Source organism: Streptomyces griseofuscus, from assembly GCF_014673495.1.
In the GTDB taxonomy this organism is placed as follows: domain Bacteria; phylum Actinomycetota; class Actinomycetes; order Streptomycetales; family Streptomycetaceae; genus Streptomyces; species Streptomyces murinus.
Genome location: NZ_CP051006.1, coordinates 2,312,614 through 2,326,747 on the forward strand (window position 1 = coordinate 2,312,614; position 14,134 = coordinate 2,326,747).

Annotated in this window: 13 protein-coding genes and 1 pseudogene; 3 read left to right on the top strand and 11 right to left on the bottom strand. The window is 69.3% G+C overall.

Features of this window, described 5'->3' with window-relative positions; genetic code table 11:
- Nucleotides 1–11 precede the first annotated feature (11 nt).
- On the bottom strand, nucleotides 12–326 hold the full coding sequence (locus HEP81_RS10150; RefSeq protein ID WP_338058741.1) for a helix-turn-helix transcriptional regulator: 315 nt from the start codon (nucleotides 324–326) through the stop codon (nucleotides 12–14).
- Nucleotides 327–565: 239 nt separating this feature from the next.
- Here HEP81_RS10150 and HEP81_RS41455 point away from each other — a divergent pair, with 239 nt between their 5' ends.
- Complete coding sequence (locus HEP81_RS41455; protein ID WP_243279371.1) at nucleotides 566–1,216, top strand: hypothetical protein; 651 nt, start codon at nucleotides 566–568, stop codon at nucleotides 1,214–1,216.
- A gap of 48 nt (nucleotides 1,217–1,264) precedes the next feature.
- On the top strand, nucleotides 1,265–1,936 hold the full coding sequence (locus HEP81_RS41460; protein WP_243279794.1) for a tyrosine-type recombinase/integrase: 672 nt from the start codon (nucleotides 1,265–1,267) through the stop codon (nucleotides 1,934–1,936).
- 250 nt (nucleotides 1,937–2,186) lie between these two features.
- On the opposite strand, the gene HEP81_RS41465 is transcribed toward HEP81_RS41460, so the two are convergent.
- Together HEP81_RS41465 and HEP81_RS42645 are read right to left on the bottom strand one after the other, a co-directional pair.
- Complete coding sequence (locus HEP81_RS41465; RefSeq protein ID WP_243279372.1) at nucleotides 2,187–2,345, bottom strand: site-specific integrase; 159 nt, start codon at nucleotides 2,343–2,345, stop codon at nucleotides 2,187–2,189.
- 449 nt (nucleotides 2,346–2,794) lie between these two features.
- A pseudogene (locus HEP81_RS42645) lies at nucleotides 2,795–2,911 on the bottom strand (site-specific integrase); the annotation flags it as partial.
- 451 nt (nucleotides 2,912–3,362) lie between these two features.
- Here HEP81_RS42645 and HEP81_RS10170 point away from each other — a divergent pair.
- The gene (locus HEP81_RS10170; RefSeq protein WP_037662416.1) at nucleotides 3,363–5,108 is read left to right on the top strand and encodes an MOSC and FAD-binding oxidoreductase domain-containing protein; all 1,746 of its coding nucleotides are present in this window, start codon (nucleotides 3,363–3,365) and stop codon (nucleotides 5,106–5,108) included.
- Between the two features lie 105 nt (nucleotides 5,109–5,213).
- Here the strand turns inward: HEP81_RS10170 and HEP81_RS10175 are convergent, their stop codons facing one another.
- The 8 genes from HEP81_RS10175 to HEP81_RS10210 form a co-directional block, all read right to left on the bottom strand.
- A complete protein-coding gene (locus HEP81_RS10175; RefSeq protein ID WP_243279373.1) occupies nucleotides 5,214–6,140 on the bottom strand; it encodes an ABC transporter substrate-binding protein in 927 nt (308 codons plus the stop codon).
- 59 nt (nucleotides 6,141–6,199) lie between these two features.
- The gene (locus HEP81_RS10180; RefSeq protein ID WP_037662414.1) at nucleotides 6,200–6,955 is read right to left on the bottom strand and encodes an SDR family NAD(P)-dependent oxidoreductase; all 756 of its coding nucleotides are present in this window, start codon (nucleotides 6,953–6,955) and stop codon (nucleotides 6,200–6,202) included.
- The gene (locus HEP81_RS10185; RefSeq protein ID WP_078967687.1) at nucleotides 6,952–7,644 is read right to left on the bottom strand and encodes a TetR/AcrR family transcriptional regulator; all 693 of its coding nucleotides are present in this window, start codon (nucleotides 7,642–7,644) and stop codon (nucleotides 6,952–6,954) included. The genes HEP81_RS10180 and HEP81_RS10185 overlap by 4 nt, the downstream gene beginning before the upstream one ends.
- An 848-nt stretch (nucleotides 7,645–8,492) precedes the next feature.
- Nucleotides 8,493–9,716 carry an MFS transporter gene (locus tag HEP81_RS10190; protein WP_051850594.1) on the bottom strand — a complete coding sequence of 408 codons (1,224 nt, stop codon included), beginning with the start codon at nucleotides 9,714–9,716 and terminating at the stop codon, nucleotides 8,493–8,495.
- Nucleotides 9,716–10,234 carry a GNAT family N-acetyltransferase gene (locus HEP81_RS10195; RefSeq protein WP_037662413.1) on the bottom strand — a complete coding sequence of 173 codons (519 nt, stop codon included), beginning with the start codon at nucleotides 10,232–10,234 and terminating at the stop codon, nucleotides 9,716–9,718. The genes HEP81_RS10190 and HEP81_RS10195 overlap by 1 nt, the downstream gene beginning before the upstream one ends.
- 1 nt (nucleotide 10,235) lies before the next feature.
- Nucleotides 10,236–11,492, bottom strand: a complete 1,257-nt coding sequence (locus HEP81_RS10200) for a type III PLP-dependent enzyme (protein ID WP_078967686.1) — start codon at nucleotides 11,490–11,492, stop codon at nucleotides 10,236–10,238.
- Nucleotides 11,489–12,775 (bottom strand): DUF6271 family protein, encoded by a 1,287-nt coding sequence (locus HEP81_RS10205; RefSeq protein ID WP_037662411.1) that lies wholly within the window; start codon nucleotides 12,773–12,775, stop codon nucleotides 11,489–11,491. Before HEP81_RS10205 ends, HEP81_RS10200 begins: the two co-directional genes overlap by 4 nt.
- Nucleotides 12,772–13,803 carry a phytanoyl-CoA dioxygenase family protein gene (locus tag HEP81_RS10210; protein WP_037662408.1) on the bottom strand — a complete coding sequence of 344 codons (1,032 nt, stop codon included), beginning with the start codon at nucleotides 13,801–13,803 and terminating at the stop codon, nucleotides 12,772–12,774. The genes HEP81_RS10205 and HEP81_RS10210 overlap by 4 nt, the downstream gene beginning before the upstream one ends.
- Between the last annotated feature and the right edge of the window lie 331 nt (nucleotides 13,804–14,134).

Consider the following 14,134-nt stretch of genomic DNA (forward strand, 5'->3'; position numbering starts at 1 on the left):
ATCTTGGCCGATCAGGTCGCGCGATTCACCGCTTGAGCTTCCAGCCATGCCTCTACCTCCGGCCAGCGGTAGCGCAAATAACGGCCGACCTTGTGGGCTCGCGGCCCCTGATGTCGGTGATTCCATATGTGGACCGTATTCAGAGGTACGCCCAGGAAGTCGGCCAGCTCCTCCGCGCTCATCAAGGGACAACGGTCCCCCGCGCCACTGGCGGCTTCTTCCGCACGGGCAGTGGTTCGACGCATGGGCACTCCAAACGGTTCGAAGCGGGCAGGAAAGAACCACGTGAGCGGTACTCCGCTGTGGTGGTGGGCGAACGTTTGCATTGAATTCCGGCCGGACCAAACAGAGGGCCTTTCGGCGAAATACCTACGACTCTTGCGAACTCTCGAAGAACACAGGCGAATCTTCGCTGAGGGTTCGTCGAGCCCTCGTCGAACCCTCAGCGAGAATTCGTCTAGGTGAAATCTTCTCTACCACTCTGCGCCCTTTGTCGCGAAGACCCCAAGAATGCATTTGACATCTTCAGCTCGCCTGGATCAACATCCAATTCACTCAGGGCGCGATGAACGGGCAGACAATCTCGCCGTCGACGATGACCCTGATTGAAAAGAGTCCACAAATAGACTCAAAGGGCCGTTGGAAACTAGGAGTTGAGTCGATGCCGTACGATCGCTGGCACAAGTCGCGCCCGAAAGACGGGGAGTCGACCTGCAAGGAACACGGCAAAGTTCCGACGCGGGACCACGGGACGGGGAAGCGGTGGCAGGCCCGATGGCGCAACAGGGAAGATGTACAGCAGACAGAGCTGTTCCGCACCGAGGTCGAAGCCCGCAGGCATGAGACCAAGATGCGGTCCGGAGTGGACGACGGTTCGTACATCAACCCTCGCGCCGGGGAGGTCAGGGTCAGTGAACTCGCCCTTACGTGGCTCAAGGGGCACGAACACAAGAATCCACGGACTTACCGACGCCACAAGGAGCGGATTCTCCTGCACGTCGTTACTACCGCAGTTGGGAAGATGCGCGTAAAGGACGTGAACGCGTCGTCTTTGCTGGACTGGCTGCACGACCGTCGTCGACTGCTCGAAAGTTCCACGCTGCGCCTGGTCTTCGACAATCTTCGGGCTGTCTTTGACCTGGCCGTGGACGACAGCCTGATACCCAAAAATCCATGCCTCGCCAAATCAGTGCAGGACGCCAAGCCGAAGCGATGAGATGGCGGCCGGGCAGAGCTGACCCTGACGTGGGAGGATACCGAGAAGATCCGTGCCGAACTTCCCGACCGCTACAAGGCACTCGTCGACTGCGGTCGCGGCCTGGGCCTTCGCAAAGGGGAAATATTCGGCCTGTCGCCAGAGGACATCGACTGGGCACATCCGGACGGCCCGATGGTGCACGTGCAACGGCAGGTAGTCCACGACGGCTCGTTCCTGGTGTACGCCCTCCCCAAGGGCGGAGACGACGATGACCCGAAGGACCGGTGGGTCGAACTGACCGACGACGTGGCCATCCCCCTGCGCGAGCACATGGAGAAGTACCCGCCCGTCGAGGTGACCCGACCGTGGGGCAGCAAAGGCGGCGACTCGGTCACGGTGCAGCTGATCTTCTACACTCGGGAGAAGACCGCCATTCAGTCGAATTGGTTCAACTCCTACCGCTGGAAGCCCGCTCTGGCGGCGGCCGGCCTCATCAAACCCCTTGACCCCAACACGAAGGGACGGCGCTGGGAGAAGTCCCGCGACAAGATGATGCACGCCCTTCGACACCTGTACGCGTCGATGATGATCAACGGCGGGGTAGACGTGTACACACTCGCGGATCGGCTCGGACACGCCGATCCTGCGTTTACTCTGCGTAAGTACGTGCACCGGATCGTGGGAGCCGGTTCCAAGATCCGCATCGCGGTCCGGAGCGCCTACACGAAGGCCGCGTGACTCCTGCACTGTTCGGCTTGTGCAACGCCCGTGCAAGATGATCTTCAGACGGTTCGTTTGCGCAGGTCAGAAACTTCGTATAAGAGTTCCGGGACATCTGATACGAGGGTGCCGCCGCACCCCGTCTGACCTGCTTTTAGCGGGTCAGGGAGGGGTGCGGCGGCATCTCTGGGACCTCTCTGGGACTTTGGGCCCCGCAGCGGGCTACGAGCCACGCTCCACGGGCTCGACCGACCGGCCACGGCCGCGGCTACGCGAAGATCGCGAAGTACTTCCGCAGCGTGAACCCGGGGTCGGAGTGCCCCAGCCAGCGTGCCGGGGAGACGATCGATTCGCCAGCCTCCAGTTCCTCGGAGGCGTAGAAGTGGCGCAGGGCGTGAAAGCCGTGCTCCCGGGACGGCTCCCACACACGAGCACCGTCGGTGTTGCCCTCGTCCCGTCACCGAGAGGTTGTAGGTCCTCGGCCGCCGATGCTTGGCCTCCACCGGCGTCTCGGCCGGAGTCGGGTCGTCCCAAGGCAGTGTGACCGGCACCCGCGCGAATGGCTCCATGTGCTGCCGGATGGCCTGGGCCACGCTTGACGGCAGCGGCACGTCCCGGACCTTGCGCCCCTTGGGAAGCGCGAAACACAGCTTCGCCCGCACCATCTTGACCTGCCGCCGGACGTGCACGACCTCCTTCTCGAAGTCGATGTCGTCCGCTGAAAGACCGAGCGCCTCCCCTTGGCGGAGCCCGAGAGCTGGGCCTCCCGTACCGCCAGGACCCGTTCGGGCGGCCACGCCTCGACCCTGCCGGGTGCGTCTCCAGCCGCTTCTGCCAGTGGCGCAGGACTTCCGTACCGATGGCGTTGAGCGGCTGAGCACCCAGGTGGGGAACGATGTGCCGCCGTACCCTCTGCTCGATCCGCTCGATCGTGGACGGGTCACCACTCCGGGTGGGCCACCAGTGGGTCGCGATGCAGTCCTTGAGTGAGATGGCCCCGTCGCGGGGATCGACGAACTCGCCTCGGCGTGCATCGGTCTGGGCCCGGGCGAGCCAGGTCTTCGGGTTCGTGTCAGGAAGCGGTAATGCGGGCGGAACGCTCCTGAGGCCGGACGATGAGCGGGTTGAGGGCGGGGTTGGAGCGGGAGTCGGCCTGCTCCTGTTCGCGGAGCGGACGCGGCAGCGCGGACAGTGGCAAGCCGGCGTGGCGGTTCACCTCCGCCTGCGCCGGGTGCCCGGCGAGGGCGCGCCGCTCACGGGCGGTATCGGTCGTCGGCCGATCCGCATGCATGGGCACGGAGTGGCGAATCCGCCTTCTGGCAGCGTGCCGTCAGAAGGCACGCATACGATGGGAGCGATGTGCGGCTGAGCGCGTTTCCCGGCGAGGCGGCGCGCAGCGTCATGAGGGGGGCTGTCCCGGCTACCACCCCGCAGGAGGTCCACCATGGCGACGCTGTTGTCCGTCAACGTAGGACTGCCCAAAGATGTGCCCTGGCAGGGAAGGACCGTGCACACCGGAGCCTGGAAGGCCCCTGTCCAGGGCTCCCGCATGGTCCGGCGGCTGAACGTCGACGGAGACGGTCAAGGAGATCTGGCCGGGCACGGCGGCGAGATGCGAGCTGTCCTCGTCTACCAGCTGCAGTCCTACCAGTACTGGCAGAAACAGCTCGGGCGCGACGACCTGACCTTCGGGATCTTCGGGGAGAACTTCACGGTCGACGGCCTGCCCGACGACGAAGTATGCATCGGTGACCGGTACCGCATCGGCGAAGCGGAATTCGAAGTCTCCCAGCCCCGCGTCACCTGCTACCGGGTCGGCATGCGCCTGGGCGAACCCACCATGGCCTCCCTGCTCGTCGCCCACCACCGGCCGGGCTTCTACCTCCGAGTGATCGCCGAAGGCCGCGTCCAAGCCGGTGACGCCGTCACGCTCACCCGCAAGGGGCCGGAACAACTCAGCGTCGCCGACGCCGACGCACTGCTCTACCTCCCGGACCGCGACCCCGCGAAGCTGCGCAAAGCACTGAACATTCCCGCCCTGAGTCCAGGATGGCAGCAGTCCTTCCGCGAGCTCGCCGCGCCCGAGCAGCCCGCGCAGGAGCCGGGACAGCCGGGCGAGCAGCCTGGCGAAGAACCGGGGTGGCCGGGCTTCAGGCCCATGCGCGTCACCCGCATCGTCCCCGAGACCCCCACCATCTCGTCCCTCTACCTCGCCGCCACCGACGGCACATCCCTGCCCGAGGCCCGCCCCGGCCAGTACCTCTCCATCCGCCTGGTCACCGACCATGCCGCCCCCGAAGTACGCAGCTACTCCCTGTCCCGCGCGTCCACAGCCGGCACCTACCGCATCAGCGTCAAGCGCGAACCCCATGGGAAAGTCAGCGACTACATTCATGCGAGGCTCCGCCCCGGCGACCTCGTCGACATCGCCAGCCCCCGCGGCACCTTCGTACTGCAAGAACGCCCTGGCCCGACCGTGCTGGTCTCCGCGGGGATCGGTGCCACACCCGTGCTCGCCATGCTCCACCAACTCGCCGCCACGGGAGACCCACGCGCCGTCTGGTGGATCCACACCGCCCACGACCGCGCCCACCACGCCTTCGCGGACGAGACTCGTACCCTTCTGGCCCGACTTCCGGGCGCCGGCGAGTACATCTACTACACCGGCGAAACCCCACGTCCCGACGAGCCCCACATCACTCACGGCCGCCCGACCGCTGCATCCCTCAGGGCCATGGGCATCCCCGCCGAGGCCGACGCCTACCTGTGCGGCCCATCCGCCTTCATGGACGACCTCGCCCGCTTCCTGCGCGATCTGGGTCTGCGCCCACAGCAGATCCATACGGAACGGTTCACCGCTCTGCCCGCCATCACTCCGGGCGTGACCGCCACCGCCGTGATCCGGCCGCACCAGCCACCCGGTCCCACCGCAACCGGGCCCCTCGTCACCTTTGCCCGTAGCGGCATCTCCACCCCGTGGTCACCCGCTCACGCGACCCTCCTCGATCTTGCCGAAGCCTGCGACATCCCCACCCGCTGGTCCTGCCGCACCGGCGTGTGCCACACCTGCGTCACCCACCTCGTCGCAGGCGACATCACCTACACCACGCCGCCCCTCGAACTCCCGGAGCCCGGAACTGTCCTGGTCTGCTGCAGCAAGCCGACCACCGAGGTCGTCCTCGATCTGTGAGCGAAGCAGTCCCAGGGCCGTGGCCACGCGCTATGACAAGCGCGGCTACGTCTTCCTCGGCACCGCCACCCTTCCGGCCACCGCCGCCGAGCTGACCCACCACCATCACGACGGACGTCGCCGATGTCGTTCCACGGGTCCTGATGCCCAGGCTGTGGTGTCCGCAGTCTGGCAGAACTCGGCCGCGGTGACGCCGACGGGAACGCCGAGTTCCGCGGCGACCGCGGTGATCGCCTTGTCGCAGTCGGCGAGGTCGGCCTGGCCGCCGGTGGCGAAGTACGGGGCGATGAACGTCTCGTAGTGGGCTCGGGCTTCTTCCGGCGTCTGTCCGCCGAGGAACGTCTGCATGTGCCGCACCGTGGTGTCGGGGTCGTCGTGGATCACCTGAAGGGCACGCCGGTGGGCTCGTACGACGGCCTGGACCGCGGGGTCGTCGGGTCGGATGTAGGTAGGGTCGACTGCCACGCCAACGGTGGGAATCCGGAAGTGGTCGCCGACCCAGGCCAGCACGTTCCAGCCGTGCTCGGCGGCCACCGCCTCCGGTGCCATGGTGCTGCCGACGTAGGCGGCGTCGATGCTGCCGTCGTTGAGCCGGCGCAGGTCCATGCGGTAGTCGCCGGGCGAGCGGACGATGGTCTTCACGTCGCGGTCCGGGTCGAGTCCGGCCTTTCGCAGCACGATCCGGGCGAACGCGCCGGGCGGGGTGTGCGGGGCGTGGACCGCCAGCCGCCGCCCGGCCAGGTCGGCCAGGGAGGTCAGGCCGGGGCGGCCGAGGAACCAGAACAGCGGGCGCTGGGTGTTGACACTGAGCGCGACCCACGGGGTGCCGTCGGTGAGTCGTGACAGCAGTGCCCGGCCCAGCCCGATGATGGCGCAGCGGCGCAGCCGTTCCACGTCCCAGGTGCAGCCGTCTCGCAGTGCGACGTGGACACCCTCCTCGGCGTAGTAGTCCTGCTGGTCGGCGATGTAGGCGGCGAGTTCTTCGTGCAGGCCCCGTCCGACGTAGGCCAAGTCGATCGTGTGCATGGACATCTTTCGTCGCTCGTTCAAGGGTGTGGGGTGTGGCCGCGTATGCGGAGGCCAGCGGGGTCTCAGTACATGACCATCCCGCCGTTGACCGCGGCCGTGGTCCCGGTCATGAAGGAGTTCTCCTCGGCGGCGTAGAAGGCGACCGCCTGGGCGACATCGGCCGGGCGGGCCAGGCGGCCCAAGGGGGTGGCGGCCACCTGCCGCTGCCTCGTCGCGTCGTCGAGCACGGCATCGGCGGTACGGGACTCCACCGGGCCGGGCGAGACGACGTTGACCGTGATGCCCTGCGGGCCGAGCTCCTGGGCGAGATACCGGGCGAACTGTTCGAGGGCGGCCTTGGAGACGCCCAGCGCGATCATGCCCGCCCGAGGCCGGCGGCTGAGTCCGGTGCCGATGTAGACGAGGCGTCCCCACCCTCGTTCGGTCATCGTGGGCAGTACGGCTTTGGTGACCGCGAACGCCGCGTGCATCTCGGCGTCGATCTTGCCGCCCAGTTCTTCCCACGACATGTCCTGGAACGGCTTGACCGCATACGGGATGAGCGCGTTGTGCACGAGGACGTCGATGCCGCCCCAAGCCGCCTGGACCTGTCTGGCCATGCGTTCGACGGCCGCCTCCTCGCGCACGTCGGCCTGCACGGCCATGGCCCGGCCGCCTGCGGCTTCGATGGCGGCCACGACCTCCTCGGCCGCTTTGGTGTTGCGGAGGTAGTTGACCACCACGCGCATGCCCCGTGCGGCCAGAAGCCGCGCCGTGGCCGCGCCGATTCCGCTGCTGGCCCCCGTCACCAATGCCACCCTGCCGGCTGCCCCGGTCATGGGCCCACCTCCTGCGCGTCGTCGCGGGCCGTCGGGATGACTGGCCTGGGCCGTCCGTCGCCGGTGTCCTGGGCTGTCGGGCGGATCGCCCCGTACAGCACGGTGTCGACGGTCGCCCGCAGCAGATCGGCCGCGGTCCACGCCAGATCACGCGGCAGCTCCGACACGAGCAGCCGCTCCAACGCGCCGCGGGTGATCTCGCTCAGCAGCTCGGGCGGCGCCGGCAGCAGGCCCTGCCGGTGCCCCTCCCGGAACAGCTCGTCGAGCCGCCGGTAGACCACCGCGTCCACACGCTGTTCCACGTACTGGCGCAGCATCGTGTCGCCCCGCCCTGCCGCGAGCTGAGGCGCGCCGATCCGGTCGAGCTCACTGCCCGCCGCGATCAGGAACCGCTGCACCCGCGCGGCGAACGGCTGCCCTGCCGCGTCCTCGGTCGCCGTCACCAGCATGCGCTCCACCGTCGCGAACTGGCGGTCCAGCACCGCGGCCAGCAGGCTGCGCTTGTCAGGGAAATGACGGTAGATCGTCTTCTTGCTCATCCCGAGCTCACGAGCGAGATCGTCCATGCTCACCCGCGCGAAACCCGACCCGAAGAACAGCCAGCCGGCCGCCTCCACGCTCACGTCCGCACGCCGCTCGCCACTGGGGTGGGAAACTGGAGAAACGGAATTAGTTTCTATGGTTTTCATCGTTGCTATCGGCCCCTGCGCTGTCAAGGCATGCCGTGCGGCCGCGGTGCCTGCCGGGCAAGTCGGCCGGGGGCGCAGCTACCGGCGGTGGCCAGGCGCCGACAGCGGTGGCGCGGTGTTCGTCCTCACGATGCCGGTGCGCCGGGGGGCGCGTCTTCACCAGGGCGGTCGGTCAGCCCGTCCTCCCACCGTGAGCCCTCCGCGGTATGAGGCATCCGCGGTGTGGCCGACTGCGCCCGCCCCGACTCGACTGCTCGCGAGCGGGCGGAGTGGACCGCGGCGAGTTCCCGATGGGTGAAATGTCGCTTTGTCAACATTACCGCTCCTGTCGGGGAGCGCATCGGGTGGAGGTGGACTTCGCCGGGTCCGCGCCGCGCAGGCGGAGGTGAACCGCGCCGCTGCCGCGGACGGCGTGGCTGGTCGCCACCGATCACCAGGGACCTACGATCCCGCACGGCATCCACCGAGAGCCAGCCACTGCGAGCTCCAGGCTGTCGCACCCTCGTCGGGCAACAGGGCCTACCTGGAGCTCGCAGTGGCGTACAAGAAGGAAGGGGCGCCCGTAAGCGGTCGGAGTCCTCTGGGACTTCCCTGGGACTTCCGACCCCCATCAACCGGCACGAACATGAAACAACTGAAAGACCATTCACGCAGGTCAGAAGCCGTCAGTCACTCATCCCGAGCTCACGTGAACGCGGGTCCGGGAGGGGGCCGGGGGCGGCTCGGCGTGATGAGGGGCAGGCCCCGCGACTCCGTGCGCGACCGCGCCGCCGGTCGTGAACGGGGCGCTCTGGCCGGTGTCGGCGGTGGTGACAGGAAATGGAGGCCCTTTACGGGCAGTTGGCGATTCAACGAAGAGTCGTCACATCTTCGTGATCCGGGGTGGTCGGGAGCGGGTCTCGCTCCGGGGAACGGCGGATGTTCCAGGGGATCCAGATCGCGGTGGCGGTGACCGCGAGGGCCGAGGCGGCGACCGTTGCCATGCCCAGGGTGAGGCCGCCCGCCGTCGCCACGAAGCCGATCAGGGCGGGGCCGGCCAGCAGGCCCGTGGTGCCCATGGCGGCGACCAACGACAGCGCGTCGGAGCCCCGTTCGGCTGCGGCGACGTACACGCACGGGGTGATGGCGGCCGCGCCGAGGCCGACGCAGGCGAAGCCGAGGAGCGTCGCGGGCACGCCGCCGGTCAGCAGCGCGAGTCCCAGTCCGACGGCGGCCAGCGCGCTGCCCGCGCGTACCACCGGGCCGTCGCCCCAGCGGTCGCGCCAGCGGTCGGCGCAGGCGCGGGCCAGGAGCATCGTCGCGGAGACCACGGCGATGCCCAGCGGGGCGACCGTCGAGGACGCCTTGACGGTGTCCTTGAGGTAGAGGGTCGACCAGTCGTTCATCGCGCCCTCGGTGATGGTGCCGAAGGTCATGGCCGCGCCCATGAGGAGGGTCAGGCCGGAGGGGAGGGACCAGCGTCGTGTGCGTTGACCGTCCGTCTTCGTCGACGCCGTCTCCGTCGGCGCCGGGGCGTCGGGGAGCAGGCCGCGGCGGGCGCACACCGGCAGGAGCAGCAACACCGCGCCCGCGACGGCGAAATGGGCCGGGACGGACTGCGTCAGGCTGGTCACGCCGGAGGTCAGGAGGGCCGCCGTGAGCAGGCCCGCGCTGAAGGTGGCGTGGAGTTGGGACATGGCCGTGCGGTCGTACGAGGACTCCAGAGCGGCGCCCTGCGCGTTCATCGCGACGTTGAGGCAGCCGACGGCGACTCCGTCGGCGCAGACCGCGAGGAGGGCCAGGGGGTAGTTCGGTACGACCGACAGCGCGGCCAGTACGACGATCAGGGCCAGCGCCGAGGCGAGCGACAGGGTGCGGGAGCCCAGGCGCCGCATCAGCACCGCGACCAGCGGGAACGCGGCCGCCGCGCCCGCGCCGCAGGCCATCAGGAGGAGACCCACTTCCCCGGCTCCCAGGTCGAGGCGGGTCTTCAGCGCGGGGAGGCGGGAGACCCAGGTGCCGTACTGGAAGCCGAGGAAGCAGAACAGGGCCGCGATCGACCACTTCGCGCGGGAAAAGGAGGGGGTGGGCATCAGGACGTCCTCAGCGCTTCGCGGGGCAGACGGGCCGACATGTAGAGGGCGTCGGTGCCGTAGGCCGACGGGACGGGGGTCTCCGGGTGGGGCGCGTAGCCGTTCGCCCGCCAGAAGGTCTCCTTGCCGGCCACGGCGATCAGCGAGACCGTCTCGAAGCCGCGCTCCCGTGCCGTCGCGGTGACATGGCGCACCAGGCGGCTGCCCAGTCCCCTGCGCCGCAGCGGGGCGCTGACGACCAGGTCGTGCAGATGGAGGTTGGTCGTGTCGTGGCGGGTGTGCTCGGGGCGGGTCGGGTCCGGGCAGTGTGGGCGGGGGTAGGGCAACGTGAGGGTGTAGCCCGCCAGTTGGCCGTCCACGGTGAGGGCGAAGCAGGTGGCGGGTGAGGCGGCGGCGCGGGAGCGCAGCAGGTGCTCGCCCTCGGCGAGGGAGAGGTGTGCGTACGCCTCGTGTTCGAGGGCGGCGAGCGCGGGCCAGTCGGGGGCCGCTATCTCCCGGATGCGTATGTGGTCGTTCATTTCAAGGCCGTTCGTGGTCTGGGGAGTTGTGCGCGCGTACGCAGACGCAGGGCAGCGGGCCGAAGCCGTTGAAGCCGCCGGTGGTGTAACTCGTGGCGTAGGCACCGGCGGAAAGGATCCACACCGGGTCGCCGGAGGCGAGGGTCCGGGGGATGCGGACCGGGTGCAGGCCGGCGCCGTAGGCGTCGTCGCTGTCGCACGTCGGGCCCGCGATGATCGCCGGCACCGTCTCCCCCGGGTCCGGCTGTCCGGGGAAGACCATGTGGTGGGTCAACTGGTCCATCTCGTACAGGCCGTTGAACTTGCCGCAGCTGAGGTAGAGCCAGTGCGCGTCCGTGCCGTCCGGCCCGCGGCGGTGGGTGAGGCGGGCGACATGGGCGCGGACGGCGCCGTGGTCGGCGACCAGGTGGCGGCCCGGTTCCATGACGAAGGTGACGGGGGCGAGGGCGCGCAGCCGGTCCATGCCCTCGCGGAGCACGGCGAAGATCTTGTCCAGGGGCGGGTCGAGGGGGTTGCCGTGGCGGTCCCGGTAGCCGAGCGCGGGCAGTCCGCCGCCGAGGTTGATGTGATCCGGTACGATCCCCCGCCCGGCCAGCGCCGTCAAGGTCTCGGCGAGCAGGTCGAGGGCGGCCTGCCAGCCCTCGGCGGTCATCTGCTGGGAGCCGACGTGCACGGACAGACCGGCGGGGGTGAGGCCGGCCGAACGGGCCGTGTCCAGGATGCGTACGGCGTCCTCGGGGGCGCAGCCGAACTTGCGGTTCAGGCCCCACAGGGCGCCCTCGCCGCTGGTGGCGAGGCGGCAGAACACGCGGGCGCCGGGGGCGTGCCGGGCGATGGCGGTGACGTCCTCGACGCTGTCGGTGGCGAAGGTGCGGATGCCCTGGCGGTGGGCCTCGGCGATGTCGTGGTCGGACTTGATGGTGTTGCCGTAGTGGACGCGGCCGGGGTCCACGCCGGTGCGGAGGGCTTGCTCTATTTCGGCGGGGCTCGCGGCGTCGAAGCCGGCGCCGCGGGCCGCCAGGCAGTGGAGGACGTCGTCGACCGGGCAGGCCTTGAGGGCGAAGCGGATGTCGGTGAACGGGAGTTCGGCGCGGAGGGAGTCGTACTGGTGCTCTATGCCGGTGAGGTTGTAGATGATGCGGTCGGTGGTGGCGGCGGCGAGTTCGCCGATGGGGACGCCGGGCAACGTTGTCAGGCGGGTGTGGTTTCGATGGGGCTGGGCGCGCGGTTCCCCGCGCTTCTTCGGTGCGGCGTTCATGTGCGGGTCGCTTCGATCAGTGCGGGCCAGGCGTCGATCAGGTCCGCGTAGGCCGTGATGTCCGAGGCGGCCTCGGTCAGCAACTGGTCGCGTTCATCGCTCAGTTGCTCGGCGAACTCCGCGTATCTGCCGCCCAGTTTGCGGTACGAGGTGTCCAGCCGGTCCAGGCGCCAGATGTTCTCGGCCGGGTCCAGGGTGGTGCTGTCGCGGAGGAACGCGGTGATCCGGTCGGGGCGGACCCGGTCGTGGCCGTCCAGGAGGGCGGCGCCGGTGGCGGTCATGCGGTCGTAGACATGGTGGAAGTAGCGCATCGACAGCAGGAACTTCACGAAGCGGCGCTGGTAGGCGGGGAAGCCGGTGGGGGTGCGGCGTTCGGGGGTGTGGAAGTTCTCGATGTGCCGGTTGTGGAGGATGCCGGGCAGCGTGGCGTCGTGGACCAGGTGGAGCAGGAAGTAGTCGCTGCCGATGGTGTCCGTGGCGGGCGGCAGCGGGACGCGTTCGTAGACGGCCCGGTCGAAGGCGATGTTGCACATGTCGACGCGCATCGGGTCGACCAAGGTGAGGGTCGAGCGGTCGCCGGTGAACGGAGCGGTGCCCGCGCCCGTGAAGGACTCGGCGACCAGGTCCCGTTTGCGCTCCTCCGGCCAGTCGGTGGGCGCCCAGAGGCTGACCACGTCGTGGTAGACGGCCGGGTCGAGGCGGCGCATCTCGGCTATGTCCACGGAGAGTTCACCGATGAAGGAGGCGCCGGCCAGGGAGACCGGGCGCCGGGCGTGGGCCGGGTCGAGGTCGGTGTGCAGTCCGGCGGCCGTCGCCTCGGCGGCGGGGCGGCCCAGCCAGGGCAGTTCGTGATGGATGGGGAACACCGGCTGTCCGGCGTGCAGTTGATAGGTGCTGTCGGAGTCCCTGCGATGCAGGGAGCGGCAGCCGAGCGCGGCGGCGAAGAGGAAGGCGCGGTTGGTGCAGGCGCCGTAGGAGACGGCGGGCGGGAGCAGCTGGTCGAGGAGGCCGGAGGACAGGTCTGCGGAGTCAATCAACTCGCGCAGGCGGGTGCGCTGTTGGTCCTCGTCCATGTGGTGGACGGTCACCTGGGGGACGTCGGGGAGCGCGGCGATCACCCGGAGGTGGTCGGCGCGGGTGTCGGCGTCGGCGGAGTCCAGGATCAGAAGGTGGACGTCCACGTCGAAGTGGCGGACCGCGTAGGCGGCCTCCTGGTGCAGGGCGGCGATCGTCGCGGGACAGGCGCGGTTGGTGGGCAGGCAGAGGCAGATGCGGTGCTTCACTTGGCGTCGCCTCCGCCGTTCCAGGAGTCGAGGCCCAGCAACTTGCGTCCCAGCGGATTGAGTTCGGCCGGGCCGTAGCGCTCCGCCTCGGGGCGGCGGGCGTCGCCGAGGAGGGTGCCGTTCCAGTCGGGGGTGGCCAGGGTGCGCCAGGAGTGCACACGGGAGTCGCGCAGGACGGTGTGCTCCTCCAGGGCGGGCATCATCGACAGGTACTGGACGGCCCGCACCCCGCGCTCCGAGCGGTTCGGGGCGACGCCGTGCGCGAGCAGCCCGTTGAAGATGAGCAGGTCACCGGCCTGGAGGTCGGGGCGGACCACGGGGAACTCGGTGCGGTCGGCGTTCGGACGGATCGGGTCGCGGCCGGGTGGCTGGGCGAGGCGCCATTCCTCGAAGCGGCGGAAGAGTTCGGGGGCGCACTGGAAGCCGCCGAGTTCGGGGCGGGTGTCGTTCAGCGCGATGATGCCCTGCACGCGCTGGGGCAGCACGGCGAGGGTGGTGTCCACGTCCCAGTGCAGATCGATGTCGAAGCCCTCGGTGGTGGGCTCGATCAGCGAGCGCGAACGGGTGCCGGCGTTGGGCGGGTTGAGGTTGAGGCGGTCGAGGGTGACCCACAGCTCCTCGCAGTCCCAGACGTCCACGAAGGCGTCGTGGACCCGCTGGTTCTGCCTGCTGTCCCACAGGAGCTGGTGGTGGTACGACTCGACGAAACCGTAGATGAACAGGTGCTGGTCGAGTTCGGAGCGGAACTTTGGCTGCTCGTACCAGGTTTCCGGGCGGTCGGGGTCCAGGCCCTGGAACTCCCAAGCGAAGTCGAGGAGTTGCTTGGCCTCGCCGGGGGTGATGGCCTCGCGGACGACGACATAGCCGTACGTCTGCCAGAACGCGAAGTCCTCGGCCGAGAGCACCCTCAGCGGGCGGGACTTCTCGATGTCGCGCAAGGGGGTGGGGGCGAGATAGGTCTCGCCGTCGGCGCTGAAGTAGGGGCGGTCGGATGCCGCGCGGTGGAGGTAGGGGGCTGGTGTCTGCATGCGAGCACTCCGGGGTGACGGATGTGGGTGGCGGTGAGACATGTGCCGGTGGCATGCGCCAGGGCGTGAAAGGCCCAGGGCGCGAAGGAGTGAGGAGGTCTTTGAGTGGGTGGGTGTTCGGTGCGCGGATGGGTGCGGGAGGAGGGTCGGCGCGTGGATGGGTGCGGGTGCGTCGTGGCTGGTCGCGCACCGCGGCGGAGCCGCGTATCGAGGGCGGCCCCGAGCCCCTCGGGCGCGGATGCTTGCCGGGGTGGGTGTGCTCGGCCCTGCCGGGTTGGGCCGAGCACACCCCGCTTTCGGACGGGGCCGGTCCGGACGAAGAGGATCCAGA

What these genes read in the sequence shown, in the direction of transcription:
- HEP81_RS41455 (WP_243279371.1), top strand. Translation starts at nt 566, where the DNA reads ATGAACGGGCAGACAATCTCGCCGTCGACGATGACCCTGATTGAAAAG.
- HEP81_RS10190 (WP_051850594.1), bottom strand. Translation starts at nt 9,716, where the DNA reads ATGCCCACCCCCTCCTTTTCCCGCGCGAAGTGGTCGATCGCGGCCCTG.
- HEP81_RS10180 (WP_037662414.1), bottom strand. Translation starts at nt 6,955, where the DNA reads ATGACCGGGGCAGCCGGCAGGGTGGCATTGGTGACGGGGGCCAGCAGC.
- HEP81_RS10150 (WP_338058741.1), bottom strand. Translation starts at nt 326, where the DNA reads ATGCAAACGTTCGCCCACCACCACAGCGGAGTACCGCTCACGTGGTTC.
- HEP81_RS10170 (WP_037662416.1), top strand. Translation starts at nt 3,363, where the DNA reads ATGGCGACGCTGTTGTCCGTCAACGTAGGACTGCCCAAAGATGTGCCC.
- HEP81_RS10185 (WP_078967687.1), bottom strand. Translation starts at nt 7,644, where the DNA reads ATGAAAACCATAGAAACTAATTCCGTTTCTCCAGTTTCCCACCCCAGT.
- HEP81_RS10175 (WP_243279373.1), bottom strand. Translation starts at nt 6,140, where the DNA reads ATGTCCATGCACACGATCGACTTGGCCTACGTCGGACGGGGCCTGCAC.
- HEP81_RS10210 (WP_037662408.1), bottom strand. Translation starts at nt 13,803, where the DNA reads ATGCAGACACCAGCCCCCTACCTCCACCGCGCGGCATCCGACCGCCCC.
- HEP81_RS10195 (WP_037662413.1), bottom strand. Translation starts at nt 10,234, where the DNA reads ATGAACGACCACATACGCATCCGGGAGATAGCGGCCCCCGACTGGCCC.
- HEP81_RS10200 (WP_078967686.1), bottom strand. Translation starts at nt 11,492, where the DNA reads ATGAACGCCGCACCGAAGAAGCGCGGGGAACCGCGCGCCCAGCCCCAT.